Source organism: Streptomyces griseicoloratus (assembly GCF_014534645.1).
Taxonomy (GTDB): Bacteria; Actinomycetota; Actinomycetes; order Streptomycetales; family Streptomycetaceae; genus Streptomyces; species Streptomyces griseicoloratus.
Genome location: NZ_JACVQF010000211.1, coordinates 154,542 through 169,560, shown reverse-complemented (window position 1 = coordinate 169,560; position 15,019 = coordinate 154,542). Strand labels below are relative to the sequence as shown.

At 73.0% G+C, this 15,019-nt stretch carries 17 protein-coding genes; 14 read left to right on the top strand and 3 right to left on the bottom strand.

Annotation, left to right across the window (positions count from 1 at the left end; translation table 11 throughout):
* Nucleotides 1-7: 7 nt before the first annotated feature.
* From H0H10_RS25275 to H0H10_RS25250, 6 genes are all read left to right on the top strand, one after another.
* On the top strand, nucleotides 8-277 hold the full coding sequence (locus tag H0H10_RS25275; protein ID WP_188183395.1) for an acyl carrier protein: 270 nt from the start codon (nucleotides 8-10) through the stop codon (nucleotides 275-277).
* Between the two features lies 1 nt (nucleotide 278).
* Nucleotides 279-758 (top strand): SRPBCC family protein, encoded by a 480-nt coding sequence (locus H0H10_RS25270; RefSeq protein WP_188183394.1) that lies wholly within the window; start codon nucleotides 279-281, stop codon nucleotides 756-758.
* Nucleotides 759-782: 24 nt separating this feature from the next.
* On the top strand, nucleotides 783-1,115 hold the full coding sequence (locus tag H0H10_RS25265) for a TcmI family type II polyketide cyclase (RefSeq protein WP_188183393.1): 333 nt from the start codon (nucleotides 783-785) through the stop codon (nucleotides 1,113-1,115).
* Between the two features lie 131 nt (nucleotides 1,116-1,246).
* A complete protein-coding gene (locus H0H10_RS25260) occupies nucleotides 1,247-1,681 on the top strand; it encodes a PPOX class F420-dependent oxidoreductase (protein WP_188183392.1) in 435 nt (144 codons plus the stop codon).
* Nucleotides 1,682-1,837: 156 nt separating this feature from the next.
* Nucleotides 1,838-2,584, top strand: coding sequence for a DUF4142 domain-containing protein (locus tag H0H10_RS25255; protein WP_188183391.1), 747 nt, complete (start codon nucleotides 1,838-1,840; stop codon nucleotides 2,582-2,584).
* 515 nt (nucleotides 2,585-3,099) lie between these two features.
* Entirely contained in the window at nucleotides 3,100-3,645 is a 546-nt protein-coding gene (locus tag H0H10_RS25250) for a hypothetical protein (protein ID WP_188183390.1), read from the top strand.
* A gap of 60 nt (nucleotides 3,646-3,705) precedes the next feature.
* Here H0H10_RS25250 and ku read toward each other — a convergent pair whose 3' ends face one another.
* A complete protein-coding gene (gene ku / locus H0H10_RS25245) occupies nucleotides 3,706-4,761 on the bottom strand; it encodes a non-homologous end joining protein Ku (RefSeq protein ID WP_188183389.1) in 1,056 nt (351 codons plus the stop codon).
* 75 nt (nucleotides 4,762-4,836) lie between these two features.
* On the opposite strand from ku, the gene ligD reads away from it, so the two are divergent.
* A complete protein-coding gene (gene ligD, locus H0H10_RS25240) occupies nucleotides 4,837-5,718 on the top strand; it encodes a non-homologous end-joining DNA ligase (protein ID WP_188183388.1) in 882 nt (293 codons plus the stop codon).
* A 34-nt stretch (nucleotides 5,719-5,752) separates the two neighbouring features.
* On the opposite strand, the gene H0H10_RS25235 is transcribed toward ligD, so the two are convergent.
* Nucleotides 5,753-6,556, bottom strand: a complete 804-nt coding sequence (locus tag H0H10_RS25235; protein WP_188183387.1) for a nuclease-related domain-containing protein — start codon at nucleotides 6,554-6,556, stop codon at nucleotides 5,753-5,755.
* Between the two features lie 113 nt (nucleotides 6,557-6,669).
* Here H0H10_RS25235 and H0H10_RS25230 point away from each other — a divergent pair, with 113 nt between their 5' ends.
* The 5 genes from H0H10_RS25230 to H0H10_RS25210 all read left to right on the top strand — a co-directional run bounded on the left by H0H10_RS25230 (nucleotide 6,670) and on the right by H0H10_RS25210 (nucleotide 12,444).
* The gene (locus H0H10_RS25230) at nucleotides 6,670-7,176 is read left to right on the top strand and encodes a protein-tyrosine phosphatase family protein (protein ID WP_188183386.1); all 507 of its coding nucleotides are present in this window, start codon (nucleotides 6,670-6,672) and stop codon (nucleotides 7,174-7,176) included.
* A 114-nt stretch (nucleotides 7,177-7,290) separates the two neighbouring features.
* Nucleotides 7,291-8,070 (top strand): hypothetical protein, encoded by a 780-nt coding sequence (locus tag H0H10_RS25225; protein ID WP_188183385.1) that lies wholly within the window; start codon nucleotides 7,291-7,293, stop codon nucleotides 8,068-8,070.
* Nucleotides 8,067-9,311 carry an ATP-binding protein gene (locus tag H0H10_RS25220; protein ID WP_188183384.1) on the top strand — a complete coding sequence of 415 codons (1,245 nt, stop codon included), beginning with the start codon at nucleotides 8,067-8,069 and terminating at the stop codon, nucleotides 9,309-9,311. Before H0H10_RS25225 ends, H0H10_RS25220 begins: the two co-directional genes overlap by 4 nt.
* A 276-nt stretch (nucleotides 9,312-9,587) precedes the next feature.
* Nucleotides 9,588-10,955 carry an FtsW/RodA/SpoVE family cell cycle protein gene (locus H0H10_RS25215; protein WP_188183383.1) on the top strand — a complete coding sequence of 456 codons (1,368 nt, stop codon included), beginning with the start codon at nucleotides 9,588-9,590 and terminating at the stop codon, nucleotides 10,953-10,955.
* Nucleotides 10,956-10,986: 31 nt separating this feature from the next.
* Entirely contained in the window at nucleotides 10,987-12,444 is a 1,458-nt protein-coding gene (locus H0H10_RS25210; protein WP_188183382.1) for a penicillin-binding transpeptidase domain-containing protein, read from the top strand.
* Between the two features lie 30 nt (nucleotides 12,445-12,474).
* Here H0H10_RS25210 and H0H10_RS25205 read toward each other — a convergent pair whose 3' ends face one another.
* Nucleotides 12,475-13,101, bottom strand: coding sequence for a Uma2 family endonuclease (locus H0H10_RS25205; protein ID WP_188183381.1), 627 nt, complete (start codon nucleotides 13,099-13,101; stop codon nucleotides 12,475-12,477).
* 245 nt (nucleotides 13,102-13,346) lie between these two features.
* On the opposite strand from H0H10_RS25205, the gene H0H10_RS25200 reads away from it, so the two are divergent.
* Both H0H10_RS25200 and H0H10_RS25195 read left to right on the top strand, forming a co-directional pair.
* Nucleotides 13,347-14,285 carry an AurF N-oxygenase family protein gene (locus tag H0H10_RS25200; protein ID WP_188183380.1) on the top strand — a complete coding sequence of 313 codons (939 nt, stop codon included), beginning with the start codon at nucleotides 13,347-13,349 and terminating at the stop codon, nucleotides 14,283-14,285.
* Between the two features lie 80 nt (nucleotides 14,286-14,365).
* The gene (locus tag H0H10_RS25195) at nucleotides 14,366-15,019 is read left to right on the top strand and encodes a TetR/AcrR family transcriptional regulator (protein WP_188183379.1); all 654 of its coding nucleotides are present in this window, start codon (nucleotides 14,366-14,368) and stop codon (nucleotides 15,017-15,019) included.

Below are 15,019 nucleotides of genomic sequence, written 5' to 3'. Positions count from 1 at the left end.
CATCCGCATGACCGACCAAGTGGACTACCAGCTGACCGTCGAGGATCTGTCGACGCTGATGAAGCGGACCGCGGGGGTGCACGTCGACCCGATCACCCTGCAGCGGCAGGCCGAGGCCACCTTCGACACCTTCGGTCTGGACTCGCTCGGCCTGCTGGGCATCGTGGCCGAGCTGGAGAAGCGGTACGGCTTCGGCCTGCCCGAGCAGGCGGAGCGCTGCAAGACGCCCGCGGATTTCCTCGCGCTGGTCAACGGCGCCCTGAAGACAGGAGTATGACATGGCCGGACACACCGACAACGAGATCACCATCGCCGCGCCTCTGGAGCTGGTCTGGGACATGACCAACGACATCGAGGGCTGGCCGCGGCTGTTCAGCGAGTACGCCTCGGTGGACGTGCTCGAACGGGACGGCGACAGCGTCACGTTCCGGCTCACCATGCACCCGGACGAGCAGGGCAAGGTGTGGAGCTGGGTCTCCCGGCGCGTCGCCGACCCGGTGACCCGCACCGTCCGCGCCCACCGGGTCGAGACCGGTCCCTTCGAGTACATGAACATCGTCTGGGAGTACGCCGAGACCGCGGAGGGTACCCGGATGCGTTGGGTGCAGGACTTCGCGATGAAGCCGGACGCGCCCGTCGACGACGCCTGGATGCAGGACAACATCAACCGCAACTCGCGTACGCAGATGGCCCTGATCCGGGACCGGATCGAGCAGGCCGCGGGCGAGCGGCGGACCGCCGCGGCACTCGCCGACTGACCACGACCGAAGGACGGCCTCCCCATGCACCACACCCTGATCGTGGCCCGTATGGCACCCGACTCGGCACCCGCCATCGCGAAGGTGTTCGCCGAGTCCGACCGTGGCGAACTGCCCCACCTGGTGGGCGTCACCGGGCGCAGTCTCTTCCAGTTCGGTGATGTGTACCTGCACCTCATCGAGAGCGAGAGCGACCCTGCCTCCACCATCGCGGGACTCACCGGCCACCCCGAGTTCCGCGACGTCAGCGAGCGGCTCTCCCCGTACGTCTCCGCGTACGACCCGGAGACCTGGCGCAGCCCGAAGGACGCGATGGCGCGCTGCTTCTACCGCTGGGAACGCACTCCCGTCGGCTGACGGCCGGTTCACCCACGTCGGGGCTGCCCACTTGTCACGGGCAGCCCCGACGGGCGTATGGCGACGGCTCGCGGACGGCCGCATCGGCCAATGCCTGGCCGTACGGTGGTGCGAGGGGTGATGATCCTGCCATGACCACCACACCGTCCTTCGACCCCCGCGCGCTGCTGGCGCAGAGCCGGCTCGGCGTCCTCGCGACCATCAAGGCGGACGGCCGCCCCCAGCTCTCCCCCGTCATGCCCGCCTACGACCCCGAGGCCGGCGTCATCCGCATCTCCACGCGGGAGGGGCTGGCCAAGACGGCCAACCTGCGCCGGGATCCCCGGGCCACGCTGGAGGTGACCGCCCCCGACGGCAGGTCCTGGGCCACCGCCGAGGGCGTCGCGACCCTCACCGGACCGGGCACGGACCCCCACGGCCCGGAGGTCGAGGCGCTGGTGGAGTACTACCGGGCCGCGGCCGGAGAGCACCCGGACTGGGAGGAGTACCGGTCGGTGATGGTGTCCGACCGCAGGGTGCTGGTCACGATGACGGTGGACCGCGTGTACGGGGCCGACCTCGGCTGACCGGGAGCGGCCGCGGCCGGGCGGGTCGCCCCGAGGGGCTTCCAGGCGCTTCGTGGCGGCCCGGGACGCAGGTTTTACCCGGGGGCGGTGACTGATCCGTGCGCCTCCTGCGTACCTCCTGGCGTACGAGTCGACCGCGTCGCCCCTGGAGGCATCATGCGCCTGTCCCGCAGCAGGATCGGAGTCGTCGTCCTGTTCGCTGCGATGACCCTGACCCTCACCGCGCTGGCCTTCCCGGCCGTGCTCGGCCTGGACGAGGCGGACGGCGACCAGAACCGGGTGATCGCCGGTACCAAGTACGGGCCGGTGACCGAGGCCGACCGGGACTTCGTGGTCAAGGTCCGCGCCGCCGGGCTGTGGGAGTACCCGCTGGGCGAGATGGCCATGGCGCGCGGTACGACGAAGGAGATGAAGGAGGCCGGCGAGCACCTGGTCGTGGGGCACGCCGGGCTCGACGCGATGTGCCGCGAGATCGCCCCCGAGCTGGGCATCACGCTGCCCAACAAGGCGTCCCCGCAGCAGGAGGGCTTCGTTGCGACCGTGGACTCCAAGAGCGGCCGGGAGTTCGACTCGGCGGCGGTCAACATCATGCGCGTGACCCACGGGCAGATCTTCCCGGCCATCGCCAAGATCCGGGCGACCACCAAGAACACCCTGGTGCGGCAGCTGGCCGACCTGGCCAACGACACCGTCCTGGACCACATCACGGTCCTGGAGAAGACCGGACTGGTCGACTACGACCGGGTCACCTTCCAGCAGACCGGGCCGGCGAAGCTCCCGAAGGAGAAGGTCACGCCGCCTCCGCCCCGGCCCGGGGAGCGCGTTCTCGTTCTCAAGCCGCGCCCCGACCTGGACGTGAACACGGCCACGCCGACACCGACCCCGGCGCCCACCGCACGCTGACCCGGGCTCCTCACGCTCCGTAGTCCAGGACCGCCACCTCCGGCTCCCCGGCCGACGCCCGCGCCACGACCTCCGGCTCCCCCGGCCTCGCGTGCCGGCTCCCGCCGGTGAGCCGCAGCAGGGGCTCACGGCGACCGGCGGGGGTTGGTCCGCCGGTCGGCCGGCCTGGACGGTTCGGTGGCGCCCCGGGTGGAAATCACCGCCGGCACGGGAACCTCGGCGGCGCCGGCGTCGTCCATCCCCCCGACAGGGGTCTCACGCCCCGGCGTCCCGTCGTCCTCCACCGCGCCCACCAGGCGGTTCCCGCTCCGGAGCCCGCCCCGCCGGCCGCGCGGGCCGAGGTCCCGGGGCCCGGGGGTTTCGGCCACGCGTGTAGATTCCGTGAGCGCCGGCAGGGGCGGAAGAGTGGTGCCTGGTGATCTCTTCGCGCACCGAGCGATGATCCGGCGGGGCGTCAGGACCGCACCGCCGGCCGAAGGCGCGAGAGCGTGAGAGCGCGAGAGGAAGAGAGGACCGTGACCACTCCCTGGCCGGGCAGCGGCGGAACACCGGAAGAGCCGGACGGCGCGCCCGCCGTCCCCGAGGCGGTGTGGCAGAAGTTCCTCGCGGACAGCGAGTGCGCCATCCGGGCCTCCGCTCCCCGTGAGCCCGCGGCACGGGAGCGGACGCCGGACTGGCGCCCCGAGCCGCCGGTCACCGGCGGGACGGAGGCGGTCGGCGAGCTCTGGCAGGCCGAGGACGTGTGGACCGGCCCGGCGTGGCGCGATCTGGACGGCCGCGCCCGGCTCCGGCGCGTGGGCCGGGTGATCGGTACGGCCGCGGCGGTGACCCTGGCACTGACGGCCTGGTCGCGGTTGTCCACCGACTCGGTCGTCCCGGCCGACGGGCCGGGCGAAACGATCGGGCAACAGCTGGAGGAGGCCCCCGTCGACCTGCCCGCGACGGCCTCCCCTTCGCCCGTCGCCTCCGTGGGCCCCGGCTCGTCCGGGCCGGCGAGCCCCGCCGTCTTCGAGCCCCCGCGGCCCGCCGGCGGGTCCGCCGCCTCGTGGACGATCGACTGACCACGCGGTCCGCGGACGGACCGGTTCCCCCCGGCCCCGCACCGCCGCTGCGGGCCGGACTCAGGCGCTGCGCCTGCGGGACGCCGTCTTCTTCGTGGTGCTCTTGGACCCCGTGCTCTTGGCCGCCGACTTCTTGGCGGTGCCCTTGGCCGCCGACTTCTTCCCGGACTGGTCCGACTTCGCCGTCGACTTCTTCGCCGACGCCGCGGTCTTCTTCGCCGCCGTCTTCTTCGCGGCCGTCGACGTCGACTTCTTCCCGCCGGTCTCCTTCGGGGTTCCCCGGGAGGCCGTCTTGCGTGGCGGAAGCGTTCTGACCTCGGCCTCCTCGGCCGGTTCCTCGCCGCGGGACTCCCGTGCCGCGCGGACGCTGTTCTCCAGGGCCGCCATCAGGTCCAGCACCTTGCCGGGGGCGGACGGCTCCGGTGTCTCGGGCGGCGCCTCACCGGCGGCCTTGGCGGCGATGACCTCCTCCAGCGCCTCGCGGTACTCGTCGTGCAGGTCGTCCAGGTCGATCTCGCCGAGCGTGTCCATCAGGGCGTCCGCCAGGTCGAGCTCCTGGTCGCGGACCGTGACGCCGGCGTCCGGGGCGACGCCCTCGGGGGCGCGCACCTCGTCCGGCCAGAGCAGGCCGTGCATGGCGATGGCGTCGCCCACCACCCGCAGCATGCCCAGCCGCTCGCGGCCGCGCAGCGCGTACTTGGCGATGGCGACCCGGTTGCTGCGCTTGAGCGCCTCGCGCAGCAGCGTGTACGGCTTGGCCGCGGGGGCGCCGCTCGCCGCGAGGTAGTACGCGGCGCCCATCTGGAGCGGGTCGATGCGCTCCTCCGGCACGAAGGCCACGATCTCGATGGTGCGCGCGGTGGGGATCGGCAGGTGGGAGAGGTCGTCGTCGGTGATCGGGATGATCGTGCCGTCGGCGTCCTCGTAGCCCTTGCCGATCTCGCCCTGGGTGACCTCGCGGTCCTCCAGTTCGCAGACCTTGCGGTAGCGGATCCGGCCGCCGTCCTCCGTGTGGATCTGACGGAAGGAGATCGAGTGGCTCTCGGTCGCGTTCACCAGCTTGATCGGGATGCTGACCAGGCCGAACGAGATGGCGCCGTTCCAGATGGATCGCACGTGGAGCACCTTTCCGGTCGATTGCCACCCAGGGCGATTCGTCCTGTTTCGCGAGTTTCGTGCGATTCTCATCGTATGGCGCCCATCACAGAGGTGGAGGGGCGACGGGTGGCCCTCAGCAACCTGGAGAAGGTGCTGTATCCCGCGACCGGTTTCACCAAGGCCGAGCTGTTGCACTACTACGCGACGACCGCCGAGGTGCTGCTGCCGCATCTGCGGGACCGTCCGCTGTCCTTCCTGCGGTACCCGGACGGACCGGACGGCCAGCTGTTCTTCACCAAGAACGTGCCGCCGGGTACGCCCGAGTGGGTCACCACGGCCGAGGTGCCCCGGTCGGAGGGGCCGGCGCGGATGGTGCTGGTGCAGGACCTGGCCAGCCTGATGTGGGCGGCGAACCTGGTGACCGAGTTCCACACGCACCAGTGGGTCGCCGTCGACCCCGGCGAGGCCGACCGCCTGGTGTTCGACCTCGACCCGGGGCCGCCCGCCACCGTCGTGCACTGCTGCGAGGTCGCCCTGTGGCTGCGGGAGCGGCTGGCGGCGGACGGCTTCGAGGCGTTCGCCAAGACGTCCGGCGCCAAGGGGCTGCATCTGCTGGCCGGGGTGCGGGGGTCGTCGTCCGAGCGGGTGTCGGAGTACGCGAAGGCGCTGGCCGTGGAGGCGGAGCGGGCCATGCCGAAGCTCGTGGTGCACCGGATGACGCGCAGCCTGCGGCCGGGCAAGGTGTTCGTGGACTGGAGCCAGAACGCCGCGCGCAAGACGACGGCCGCTCCGTACACGATCCGGGCCCGGGCCGAGCCGGCCGTCTCCACGCCGGTGACGTGGGAGGAGGTGGAACGGTGCCGGCGGGCGGACCAGCTGGTCTTCCGGGCGGGGGACGTCGGACCGCGCGTGCAGGACCACGGCGACCTGCTGGCACCCCTGTTCGAACGACGCCGGGCGGCGACCCTGCCCTGAACCGCCCGGCCCCGGCCTCACCGGACGGGCGCCGTCACACCCGCAGCCAGGTGTTGCGGTCCCGGGCCATCGCGTGCAGGGCCTCGACGTCCGCCGGTTTGAGCACGCCGCCCAGGCGGGCCAGCTCCGGCAGCTCCTCGTCGGTGAGGACGCGCACCTCCCGCGGCGGGGCCGCCAGGACCGTGTCCGCGGGCCCCACCAGGACCAGCACGGCGTGCACCTCGGCGGTCAGGGCGTAGGAGGCGCGGTCGGCGTCCGCGCGGACCCGGTGCAGCAGCGGCCGGGGTTCGCGGCGACCCAGCGTGACCAGGGGGCCGGCGATGCGGACCCGCTGTCTGCGGGCGGGCAGCACGTGCAGGGCGAAGAGGCCGCCGGGGCCGATCGCCAGGTGGTGGATGCGGTCACCGCCGGGGAGCGGGACGGAGTGCAGGGTGCGCCAGCCCGCGCCGTCGAGGCCGTCGAGGGCCCGCCCCGTCGTCTGTTCGGCGGCCAGCGCCCGCCGGCGCGGGTCGGGGCGCAGCCGGTGCGCCGGTGCGGGGTCGCGGTCCAGGGCGATCAGATGTGCCTCGCCGGGCCGGTTGGGGGCGAGGTCGTCGTCCGGGTGGAGGGAGAGCCGGGCCAGCTCGGCGGGGGTGGGGACGGGGGGCGGGCCCACGGCGACCGGGCCGGTGAGGAAGGGGGCCAGGGCTTCGAGCACGTCGTCCCGGCGGTCGTCGCCGAGGAGGTTGACCCGGGCTGCCTCACGGTCGTACCAGGCGATGTTCCTGCCGTCCGGGAGGCAGACGTAGAGCCGTTCCTGACCGTGCCGCCAGGTCGGTATGACGCGCAGTCCGCTCATGCACCATCACCCCATGACCATGGGAACAGGCGGGGTGCTCCGGGGGCAAGAACCGGGCTACCTTTGACAGGAGTTGGGTCTGCCCGACGGGCGGGGATCGTGGGGAGGCGCCGTTGCGCACGCGCGGGAAGGTACCCGACGTACCGGCCCCGGACAGGCCGTGGAGCGAGATCGTGCCCGGTCTGTGGATGGGCGGGCACGAGTTCCGGCGGCATGCCGGGCAGCTGGAGTTCGCCGTGGTGCGGGACGAGTTCGATCTCGTGCAGACCCTGCTGCGGCTGCCCGGGCACGGGCCCGACCCGGGCGTCGAGCACCATGTGTGGCCGATCCCCGACGGACCGCTCGACGGGACCCAGCTCGCGGGCGTGATCCGGCTGGCGGAGGCCGCGGTCGAGGCGCTGGACGAGGGCCGCAGGGTCCTCGTCCGCTGTTACCACGGGTACAACCGCTCCGGCCTGGTCATCGCGCACGCCCTGATGCGCCGGGGCGGCACGGCCGAGGAGGCGATCCGGCTGATCCGGTCCCGGCGGTCGCCGTGGGCCCTGCACAACGAGCTGTTCGTGGAGTACCTGCGCGCGGGCCTGCCCACGGCCCGGCTGCTGGAGGAGCTGGCCGACTAGGCGTGTCCGAAGTGCCGGCCACGAGCACGGCCGCGCCCCCCGCGCACGCAAAATGGACTTCCGTACGAATAGGGTGTGCAGGGCCACCGACGCCCCCCGAACCGCAGGAGTGCAGTGCTCCCCAGCCGCCGCGGGCGCGCAGCCCGCGTCACCGCCGCCCTCGCCGTGTTCCTGGTGACGGCGACGGCCGGTGCGGCCGTGGCCGGGTGCGGTGACACGGGCGGGCTGCGCAGCGCCGGCGCGACGCCGACCGCGGTGAGCCCGGCCCGGCTGTGGCCGGACCTGACGCCGGCGTCGAGCCCCGCCTACGACATCGGCGAGGTGGACCACGAGGTCGTCAAGGGCGTCGCCGTGCCCGGCGGGGACATCCGCAGGGCGGACGCCGTCGCCGCCGTACGGGCCGAGATCGCCGAGCACCCGGACGACTACGCGGGCGCGAAGGCGCCGTACCGCGAGACGGCCCGGCGGATGCCCGACTGCGGCCCGGAGGGGCAGCGCGGCCGGTGCCCGGTGCTCACGCCGTACTTCCGTGATCTGACCGGTGACGGGCACCCCGAGATGACGCTGGGGTTCCGGCTCCTGCCGGAGAACATGACCGCCGTGCGCGTCTACACCGTCGAGCGGGGCCGGCTCGTGCGGGTCATGTCCTACGAGGACGCCGTCAGCGCGGTCGAGCTGGCCGGGCGGTCGCTGATCGTCCGGTCGCCGTCGGAGGTGGCGGGGTACGAGTACCGCCTCCAGTGGACCTGGGACCCCGATCAGCGCGCGATGCTCCTCACGCACGACGAGATGCTGCGCACCGCCGGCGGGAAGCGGTCGAAGCGTCCCACCGCCCCGCCCTCGCCCTCACCCTCGGCCGCCCCGTCCGCGTCGGCGTCGGCGAGCGGGCCATGAGACTCGCGCTGCCGAGGTGGGCCGGCGCGCTCGCCGTGAAGGCCGCCGCCTTCATTACGGTGATGTGCTGCGCGCTGGCCGCGCTGCTCGGTGTCCTGGTGCACGTCTCGGTGACCGACCAGACCGTGGACCGGGCCCGCGAGGCCGCCCTCGCCCGGCTGCGGGAGGCGACGCAGGCGTACGAGGCCGGGGACCCGCTCGGGCCGGGCGCGGGCGTCGATCCGCCGGGGCTGCCCGGGGGGCTGCGGGAGCTGGCCGCCAGGGGTGAGCGCGGGACGACGGTCGCCGAGCACGACGGCCGGCCCATCATGTGGGCGGCGGGCCCCGCCGACGGGGGCCGGGTCCTCGCGGCCGAGGTCGACTACTCGCAGGGCAAGGGCACGATCGACGGGCTGGACCGGGCGATCGTGTGGTCGTCGGCGCTGGCGATCGGGGCGACGCTGCTGGTGGGCGCGTTCGCCGTGACGCGGGTGACCGGGCGGCTGCACGCGACGGCACGGGTGGCACGGCGGATCAGCGCGGGCGACCTCGACGCCCGGGTGGACGACCCCCGCGCGAAGGACCCGACGCGGCCGCAGGACGAGGTGGCCTCGGTCGCCGCCGCGCTGGACTCCATGGCGTCGTCGCTCCAGGGCAAGCTGCTCGCCGAGCAGCGCTTCACGGCGGACGTGGCGCACGAGCTGCGCACTCCGCTGACCGGACTGCACGCGGCGGCCGAGCTGCTGCCGCCGGGCCGCCCGACCGAGCTGGTGCGGGACCGGGTGGCCGCCCTGCGCACGCTCACCGAGGACCTGCTGGAGATCTCCCGGCTCGACACCGGGCGGGAACGGCTGGAGCTGGACGCCGAGGCGCTGGGCGCGCTGGCCGAGCGGGTGGTGCGGGGCTCCGGCACCGACACCCGGGTGGACGTCGTGCGGGACGCGTGCGTGGAGACCGACCGGCGGCGGCTGGAGCGGGTGCTCGGGAATCTGGTCGCGAACGCGCACCGGCACGGGCGGGCGCCGGTGGTGCTGACCGTGGACGGTCCGGTGGTCACCGTGCGGGACCACGGGGACGGGTATCCGGAGTACCTCCTCGCGCACGGGCCGCAGCGGTTCCGCACGGAGGGCGGGACGCGGGGGCACGGGCTCGGGCTGACGATCGCGCTCGGGCAGGCGGAGGTGCTGGGCGCGCGGCTGGAGTTCGCGAACGCCCCCGACGGCGGGGCACTGGCGACCCTGACCCTGCCGCATCAGCCCTGACGCCCGCCTGGCCACCCTGACGTCCCGTCAAGCCGCCCCGACACGCGGCCGGGCCGTTCCCCGATGGCGCAGTGCGGCGGGCGCACCCCGCCCGGCGCACCCTAATGTGGCGATTGGTCAGCTATGACGCGTTCGTCAGGTTGGAGGTACTCCCATGCCCCCGTACCCGTCGTTCCGCCGCCGTGGCGGGCGAAGCGCGGGGCGGGGACTCCGGCGCGCCGCGCTGATACCGACGCCGACGACCGGCAAGACGCACCATTTGGGTAAGTTCCGGACATGATGAAGGCCGGAACCGGAATCACCGTGGCAGCGGCGGACGCCCCCGCTCCCGTCGGCCGCCTCCCCCGGCGGCGCGGCATCGAACTGGCGCTCATCGTGGTGGCCGTCCTGCTGTCGGTGTACGGCTACTGCAACGTCGGCCTCGCCCAGCACGGCACCCTCCCGCCGGGCGCCGCCGGCTACGGCGCCGGTCTCGGGGTGCTCGCCCTCCTCGCCCATCTGGCGGTGCGGCTGCGCGCCCCGTGCGCCGACCCTCTGCTGCTGCCCATCGGCGTGCTGCTCAACGGCCTCGGCCTGGTGCTGATCTACCGGCTCGACCTGGAGACGCCGGGCGACCGGGCGGCCCCCACCCAGCTGGTGTGGTCGACGCTGGGCGTCGGGCTGTTCATCGTGGTCGTACTGCTCCTGCGCGACCACCGCGTCCTGGCGCGCTACGCCTACGTCTGCGTGGCCGCCGCGCTGGTCCTGCTCACACTGCCGATCCTGTTCCCGGCCGTGAACGGCGCCCGCATCTGGATCAGGGTGGCGGGCTTCTCCATCCAGCCGGGCGAGTTCGCGAAGGTGCTGCTGGCGGTGTTCTTCGCCGCCTACCTGGCGGCCAACCGCAGCGCACTGGCGTACGCGGGCCGGCAGGTGTGGCGCCTGCAGCTGCCCACCGGCCGGGTGCTCGGCCCGATCGTGGCGGTGTGGCTGGTCAGCGTCGGCGTCCTGGTCCTGGAACGGGACCTCGGGACCTCGCTGCTGTTCTTCGGCCTGTTCGTCGTCCTGCTGTACGTCGCCACCGGCCGCACCGGCTGGATCGCCGTCGGCCTGCTGCTGGCCTCGCTGGGCGCGGTCGCGGTGGGCTGGCTGGAACCGCACGTGCACGGCCGGGTGGAGGACTGGCTGCACCCCTTCGCGTCGATCGAGGCCGGTCAGGGGCCGAACCAGCTGGCCCAGTCGCTGTTCGCGTTCGCGGCGGGCGGCGTGACCGGGACGGGCCTCGGCCTCGGGCACTCCGTCCTCATCGGCTTCGCCACCAAGTCGGACTTCATCCTGGCCACGGCCGGGGAGGAACTGGGCTTCGTCGGTCTCTCCGCGATCTTCCTGCTGTACGCCCTGCTGGTCGAGCGCGGCTACCGGGCGGGCCTCGCCCTGCGCGACCCGTTCGGCCGGCTGCTCGCGGTGGGCCTGTCCTCGATCGTGGCGCTCCAGGTGTTCGTGATCGCGGGCGGGGTGACCGGGCTGATCCCGCTCACCGGGATGGCGATGCCGTTCCTGGCCCAGGGCGGCTCCTCGGTCGTGACCAACTGGGCGATCGTGGCGCTGCTGATCCGGGTCAGCGATGCGGCGCGCCGTCAGCACGACGGGCGGGGGCCGGCGTGAGGGACACGGCCGCGGGAGACGGGGAGGACACGTGACACGGCACATCCGGCACGCCGCCGCCTTCTGCGCCCTGCTGCTGGTCGCCCTGCTGGTGAACGCCGCCCGCGTGCAGATCGTCCAGGCTCCCGGCTACGACGCCAACCCCGCCAACCGCCGCCCCGACATCGCCCGCTACCAGCAGCCCCGCGGGGACATCCTGGTCGGCGGCGAGGCGGTCACCGGCTCCCGCGACACCGGTGAGCACCTGCGCTACGAACGGACCTACCGGGACGGCCCGATGTACGCGCCGGTCACCGGCTTCGCCTCCCAGGAGTACGGGACCACCCTGCTGGAGCACGCCGCGGACGGCCTGCTCTCCGGCGCGGACCCGGTGCTCGCGCCGCTGCCCCTGTGGAACGACGTCACCGGCGCCCGCAATCCGGGCGGCGACGTCGTGACGACGATCAACGGGGCCGCGCAGCGGGCGGCGTACGAGGGGCTCGGCTCGCACAAGGGGGCGGTGGCCGCGATCGAGCCGTCGACCGGCCGGATCCTGGCCCTGGTGTCCGCCCCGTCGTACGACCCCCAGCGGCTGTCCGGGAACGGCGCCGCCGCCACCCGGACCTGGCGGCGGCTGAACGAGGACCCGGACAAGCCGATGCTCAACCGGGCCGTGCGCCGGACCTATCCGCCGGGTTCGACCTTCAAGGTGGTCACCGCGGCGGCGGCGCTCGACGCCGGCGTGGTGCGGGATCTCGACGCGCCGACCCGCTCGCCCGACCCCTACAGGCTGCCCGGGACACGGACGTGGCTGACGAACGAGGGCGGGGGCTGCAGGAACGCCTCGCTGCGGCAGGCCTTCGAGTGGTCCTGCAACACGGTCTTCGCCAAGCTGGGCGTGGACGTGGGGCCGACGGACATGGCGGCCACCGCGGAGGCCTTCGGCTTCAACGACGACGGCCTGCGGATCCCCTTCTCCGTCTCGCGGAGCACCTTCGACACCTCGGTGGACAGGGCCCAGCTCGGGCTGTCGTCGATCGGGCAGTACAACACGCGGGCCACGCCGCTGCAGATGGCAATGGTGGCGGCGGCCGTGGCGAGCGGCGGGCAGCTGCGGATGCCGTACCTGGTGGAGCGGACGGTGCGGGCGGGCGGCAGCCTGGTGGCGGCGGCCGGGTCGAGCCCCACCCGGCAGGCGATGCGGCCGACGACGGCCGCGCTGCTGAAGGAGCTGATGACCGGCGTCGTGGAGAACGGCACCGGCTCGAAGGCGGCGATCCGCGGTGCCGTCGTGGGCGGCAAGACCGGCACCGCGCAGCACGGCCTCGGCAACTCGGGCACGCCGTACGCCTGGTTCGTCTCGTGGGCGCAGAGCGAGAGGGCCGCGGAGCCGGAGGTCGCGGTGGCCGTGGTGGTGGAGGGCTCGGCGGCGGACCGCGACCGGGTCAGCGGGGGCGGGCTGGCGGCGCCGATCGCGCGGGCGGTGATGGAGGCGGTGCTCGCTTCGTGAGGCTCGGGGGCAGGGCGGTGCCTTCCAGCCCTACGGCAGCTCCGGGGGAGGACCAACCGGCGGTCGGCGGTTGATGGCGGTGAGGTCGATGGTGATGGGGAACGGCGCGCTCACCTTCAGTCGGTCGTGGTGGATGCCGGTGCCGCTGTAGGTGTTCGTGGAAGGATCGAGCTCGTAGGTGTAGACCACGGGCAGTCCTTGGTTCTGCTCCACCCGCCAGAAAAACGGAATGCCCGCCGCTGCGTACTTGCGGGGCTTGACATCCCTGTCGCGCTCCTCGGAGTCGTCGGACACGACTTCGACGGCCAGGATGACGGAGTCCGAGTGATGCCACGTCTGCCCCGGTCCGGTGTCGGCATCCGCCCGGTACACCAGCAGATCGGGCTCCGGTCGGTTGCGCCGGTCGAGCTTGACGCTGAACTCCCGGTCGACGTCGTACGCATCGGGGACCTGACTGAGCAGGGCGTACTCCAACAACCGGATCGTGCGTAGGTGAAAACGGGTCTGCGGACTCACGAAGACAAGGCTCCCGTCGATCAGCTCCGTGTGCGGAGGGAGGTTCGGGAGTCGGTCCAGGTCATCGGCCGTCCAGCCGCCGTGCGGCGGACGGGGCCACTCGAAGTCCTCGTCCAGTCCGTACTCGCGTGCGGCGCTCATGATTGCTCCCATGCGGCGGAGTCTGCCTGGCAGAGTCAGCGTACTCAGCAAGAACGGCGACTCGACGCTCTGCCGAGTGATCCCCGAACGTGCCGTTGACACCCGCCTCCACCTTTACTCGCGGTCAACAAGTCGCGCGCAAGGGATTGACGAGCTTGCTGACAGGCAGTCTTATAAGAGCAGCGAGTGACCGCGGGTAACACGACGGTTCCGGACGCAATCCCGTACGACGAGGTGGGACAGCCATGACGACCCTGACGGAAGCCGACGCGCTCGACGGCCTGCGCGACGCGCTGGGCCTGCTCAAGGACAGGGAGCAGGTGGCCGAACGGCTGCTCGACTCTTCCGCCAAGCACTCCTTCGACCCGGACAAGGAACTGGACTGGGACGCGCCCTTCGAGGAGGGCAAGTGGTTCTGGCCGCCGGAGCTCGTGTCGCTGTACGACACCCCGATGTGGAAGCGGATGAGCGAGGAGCAGCGGATCCTGCTCTCCCAGCACGAGGCCGCGGCCCTCGCCTCGCTCGGCATCTGGTTCGAGCTGATCCTCATGCAGCTCCTGGTCCGGCACATCTACGACAAGTCGGCGACGAGCGCGCACGTGCGGTACGCGCTCACCGAGATCGAGGACGAGTGCCGGCACTCGAAGATGTTCGCCCGGCTGATATCGCGCGGTGAGACCCCGTGGTACCCGGTGAGCCCGGTCCACCAGCACCTGGGGCGTCTGTTCAAGACGATCTCCACCACGCCCGGCTCCTTCACCGCCACCCTGCTCGGCGAGGAGGTCCTGGACTGGATGCAGCGGCTGACCTTCCCCGACGAGCGGATCCAGCCGCTGATCCGGGGCGTCACGCGCATCCACGTCGTGGAGGAGGCCCGTCACGTGCGGTACGCGCGCGAGGAGCTGCGCCGGCAGATGGTGACGGCCCCGAAGTGGTCGCAGGAGTTCACCCGCATCACCTCCGGCGAGTTCGCCCGCGTCTTCTCCGTCGCCTTCATCAACCCCGAGGTCTACACGAACGTGGGACTGGACAAGCGGGAGGCCATGGCCCAGGTCAAGGCCAGCGGGCACCGCCGCGAGGTGATGCAGACCGGCGCCAAGCGCCTGACCGACTTCCTCGACGACATCGGCGTACTGCGGGGCGTGGGGCGCCGGCTGTGGAGGTCGTCGGGCCTGCTGGCCTAGGACCCGGCCGCGGGCGGTCGTACGCCGCCCGCCCCGCCGGCGTACGGGGTCACGGAACCGCACCGGTTACCCTGCGTTCCATGACCCCGCAGGCCCCCACCCCCGCCTACCGCCGGCTCAGCGTCGAGGAGCGCCGCGGTCAGCTGCTCGACGCCGCGCTCACCCTCTTCGCGCACCGGCCGCCGGAGGAGGTCTCCCTGGACGACGTGGCGGAGCAGGCCGGGGTCTCGCGCCCCCTGGTGTACCGGTACTTCCCGGGCGGCAAGCAGCAGCTGTACGAGGCGGCGCTCCGGTCGGCCGCCGACGAGCTGCGGCTGTGCTTCGACGAGGCCCACCACGGCCCCCTGACGGCCCGCCTGTCCCGGGCCCTGGACCGGTACCTGGCCTTCGTGGACCAGCACGACACCGGCTTCAGCGCCCTGCTGCGCGGCGGCAGCGTGGCCGCGACCTCGCGGACCACGTCCATCGTGGACGGCGTGCGCCGGGCCGCCGCCGAGCACATCATGAGCCACCTGGACGTCGACGAGCCCGGCCCCCGGCTGCGGATGACCGTCCGCATGTGGATCACGGCCGTGGAGGCGGCCTCGCTGATCTGGCTGGACGAGGACAAGCAGCCGCCGGCCGAGGAGCTGCGGGACTGGCTCGTGGAGCAGTTCGTGGCCGTGCTGTCGGTCACCGCGAAGCGCGACCCGCAGACCGAGGCGCTGGTCGAGGCGCTCGCGGCGGATGTCTGA

Coding starts and splice junctions, on each gene's coding strand:
- H0H10_RS25200 (WP_188183380.1), top strand. CDS start 13,347: ATGACGACCCTGACGGAAGCCGACGCGCTCGACGGCCTGCGCGACGCG.
- H0H10_RS25220 (WP_188183384.1), top strand. CDS start 8,067: ATGAGACTCGCGCTGCCGAGGTGGGCCGGCGCGCTCGCCGTGAAGGCC.
- H0H10_RS25235 (WP_188183387.1), bottom strand. CDS start 6,556: ATGAGCGGACTGCGCGTCATACCGACCTGGCGGCACGGTCAGGAACGG.
- H0H10_RS25275 (WP_188183395.1), top strand. CDS start 8: ATGACCGACCAAGTGGACTACCAGCTGACCGTCGAGGATCTGTCGACG.
- H0H10_RS25215 (WP_188183383.1), top strand. CDS start 9,588: ATGATGAAGGCCGGAACCGGAATCACCGTGGCAGCGGCGGACGCCCCC.
- H0H10_RS25265 (WP_188183393.1), top strand. CDS start 783: ATGCACCACACCCTGATCGTGGCCCGTATGGCACCCGACTCGGCACCC.
- H0H10_RS25195 (WP_188183379.1), top strand. CDS start 14,366: ATGACCCCGCAGGCCCCCACCCCCGCCTACCGCCGGCTCAGCGTCGAG.
- H0H10_RS25205 (WP_188183381.1), bottom strand. CDS start 13,101: ATGAGCGCCGCACGCGAGTACGGACTGGACGAGGACTTCGAGTGGCCC.
- H0H10_RS25255 (WP_188183391.1), top strand. CDS start 1,838: ATGCGCCTGTCCCGCAGCAGGATCGGAGTCGTCGTCCTGTTCGCTGCG.
- H0H10_RS25260 (WP_188183392.1), top strand. CDS start 1,247: ATGACCACCACACCGTCCTTCGACCCCCGCGCGCTGCTGGCGCAGAGC.
- H0H10_RS25270 (WP_188183394.1), top strand. CDS start 279: ATGGCCGGACACACCGACAACGAGATCACCATCGCCGCGCCTCTGGAG.
- ligD (WP_188183388.1), top strand. CDS start 4,837: ATGGCGCCCATCACAGAGGTGGAGGGGCGACGGGTGGCCCTCAGCAAC.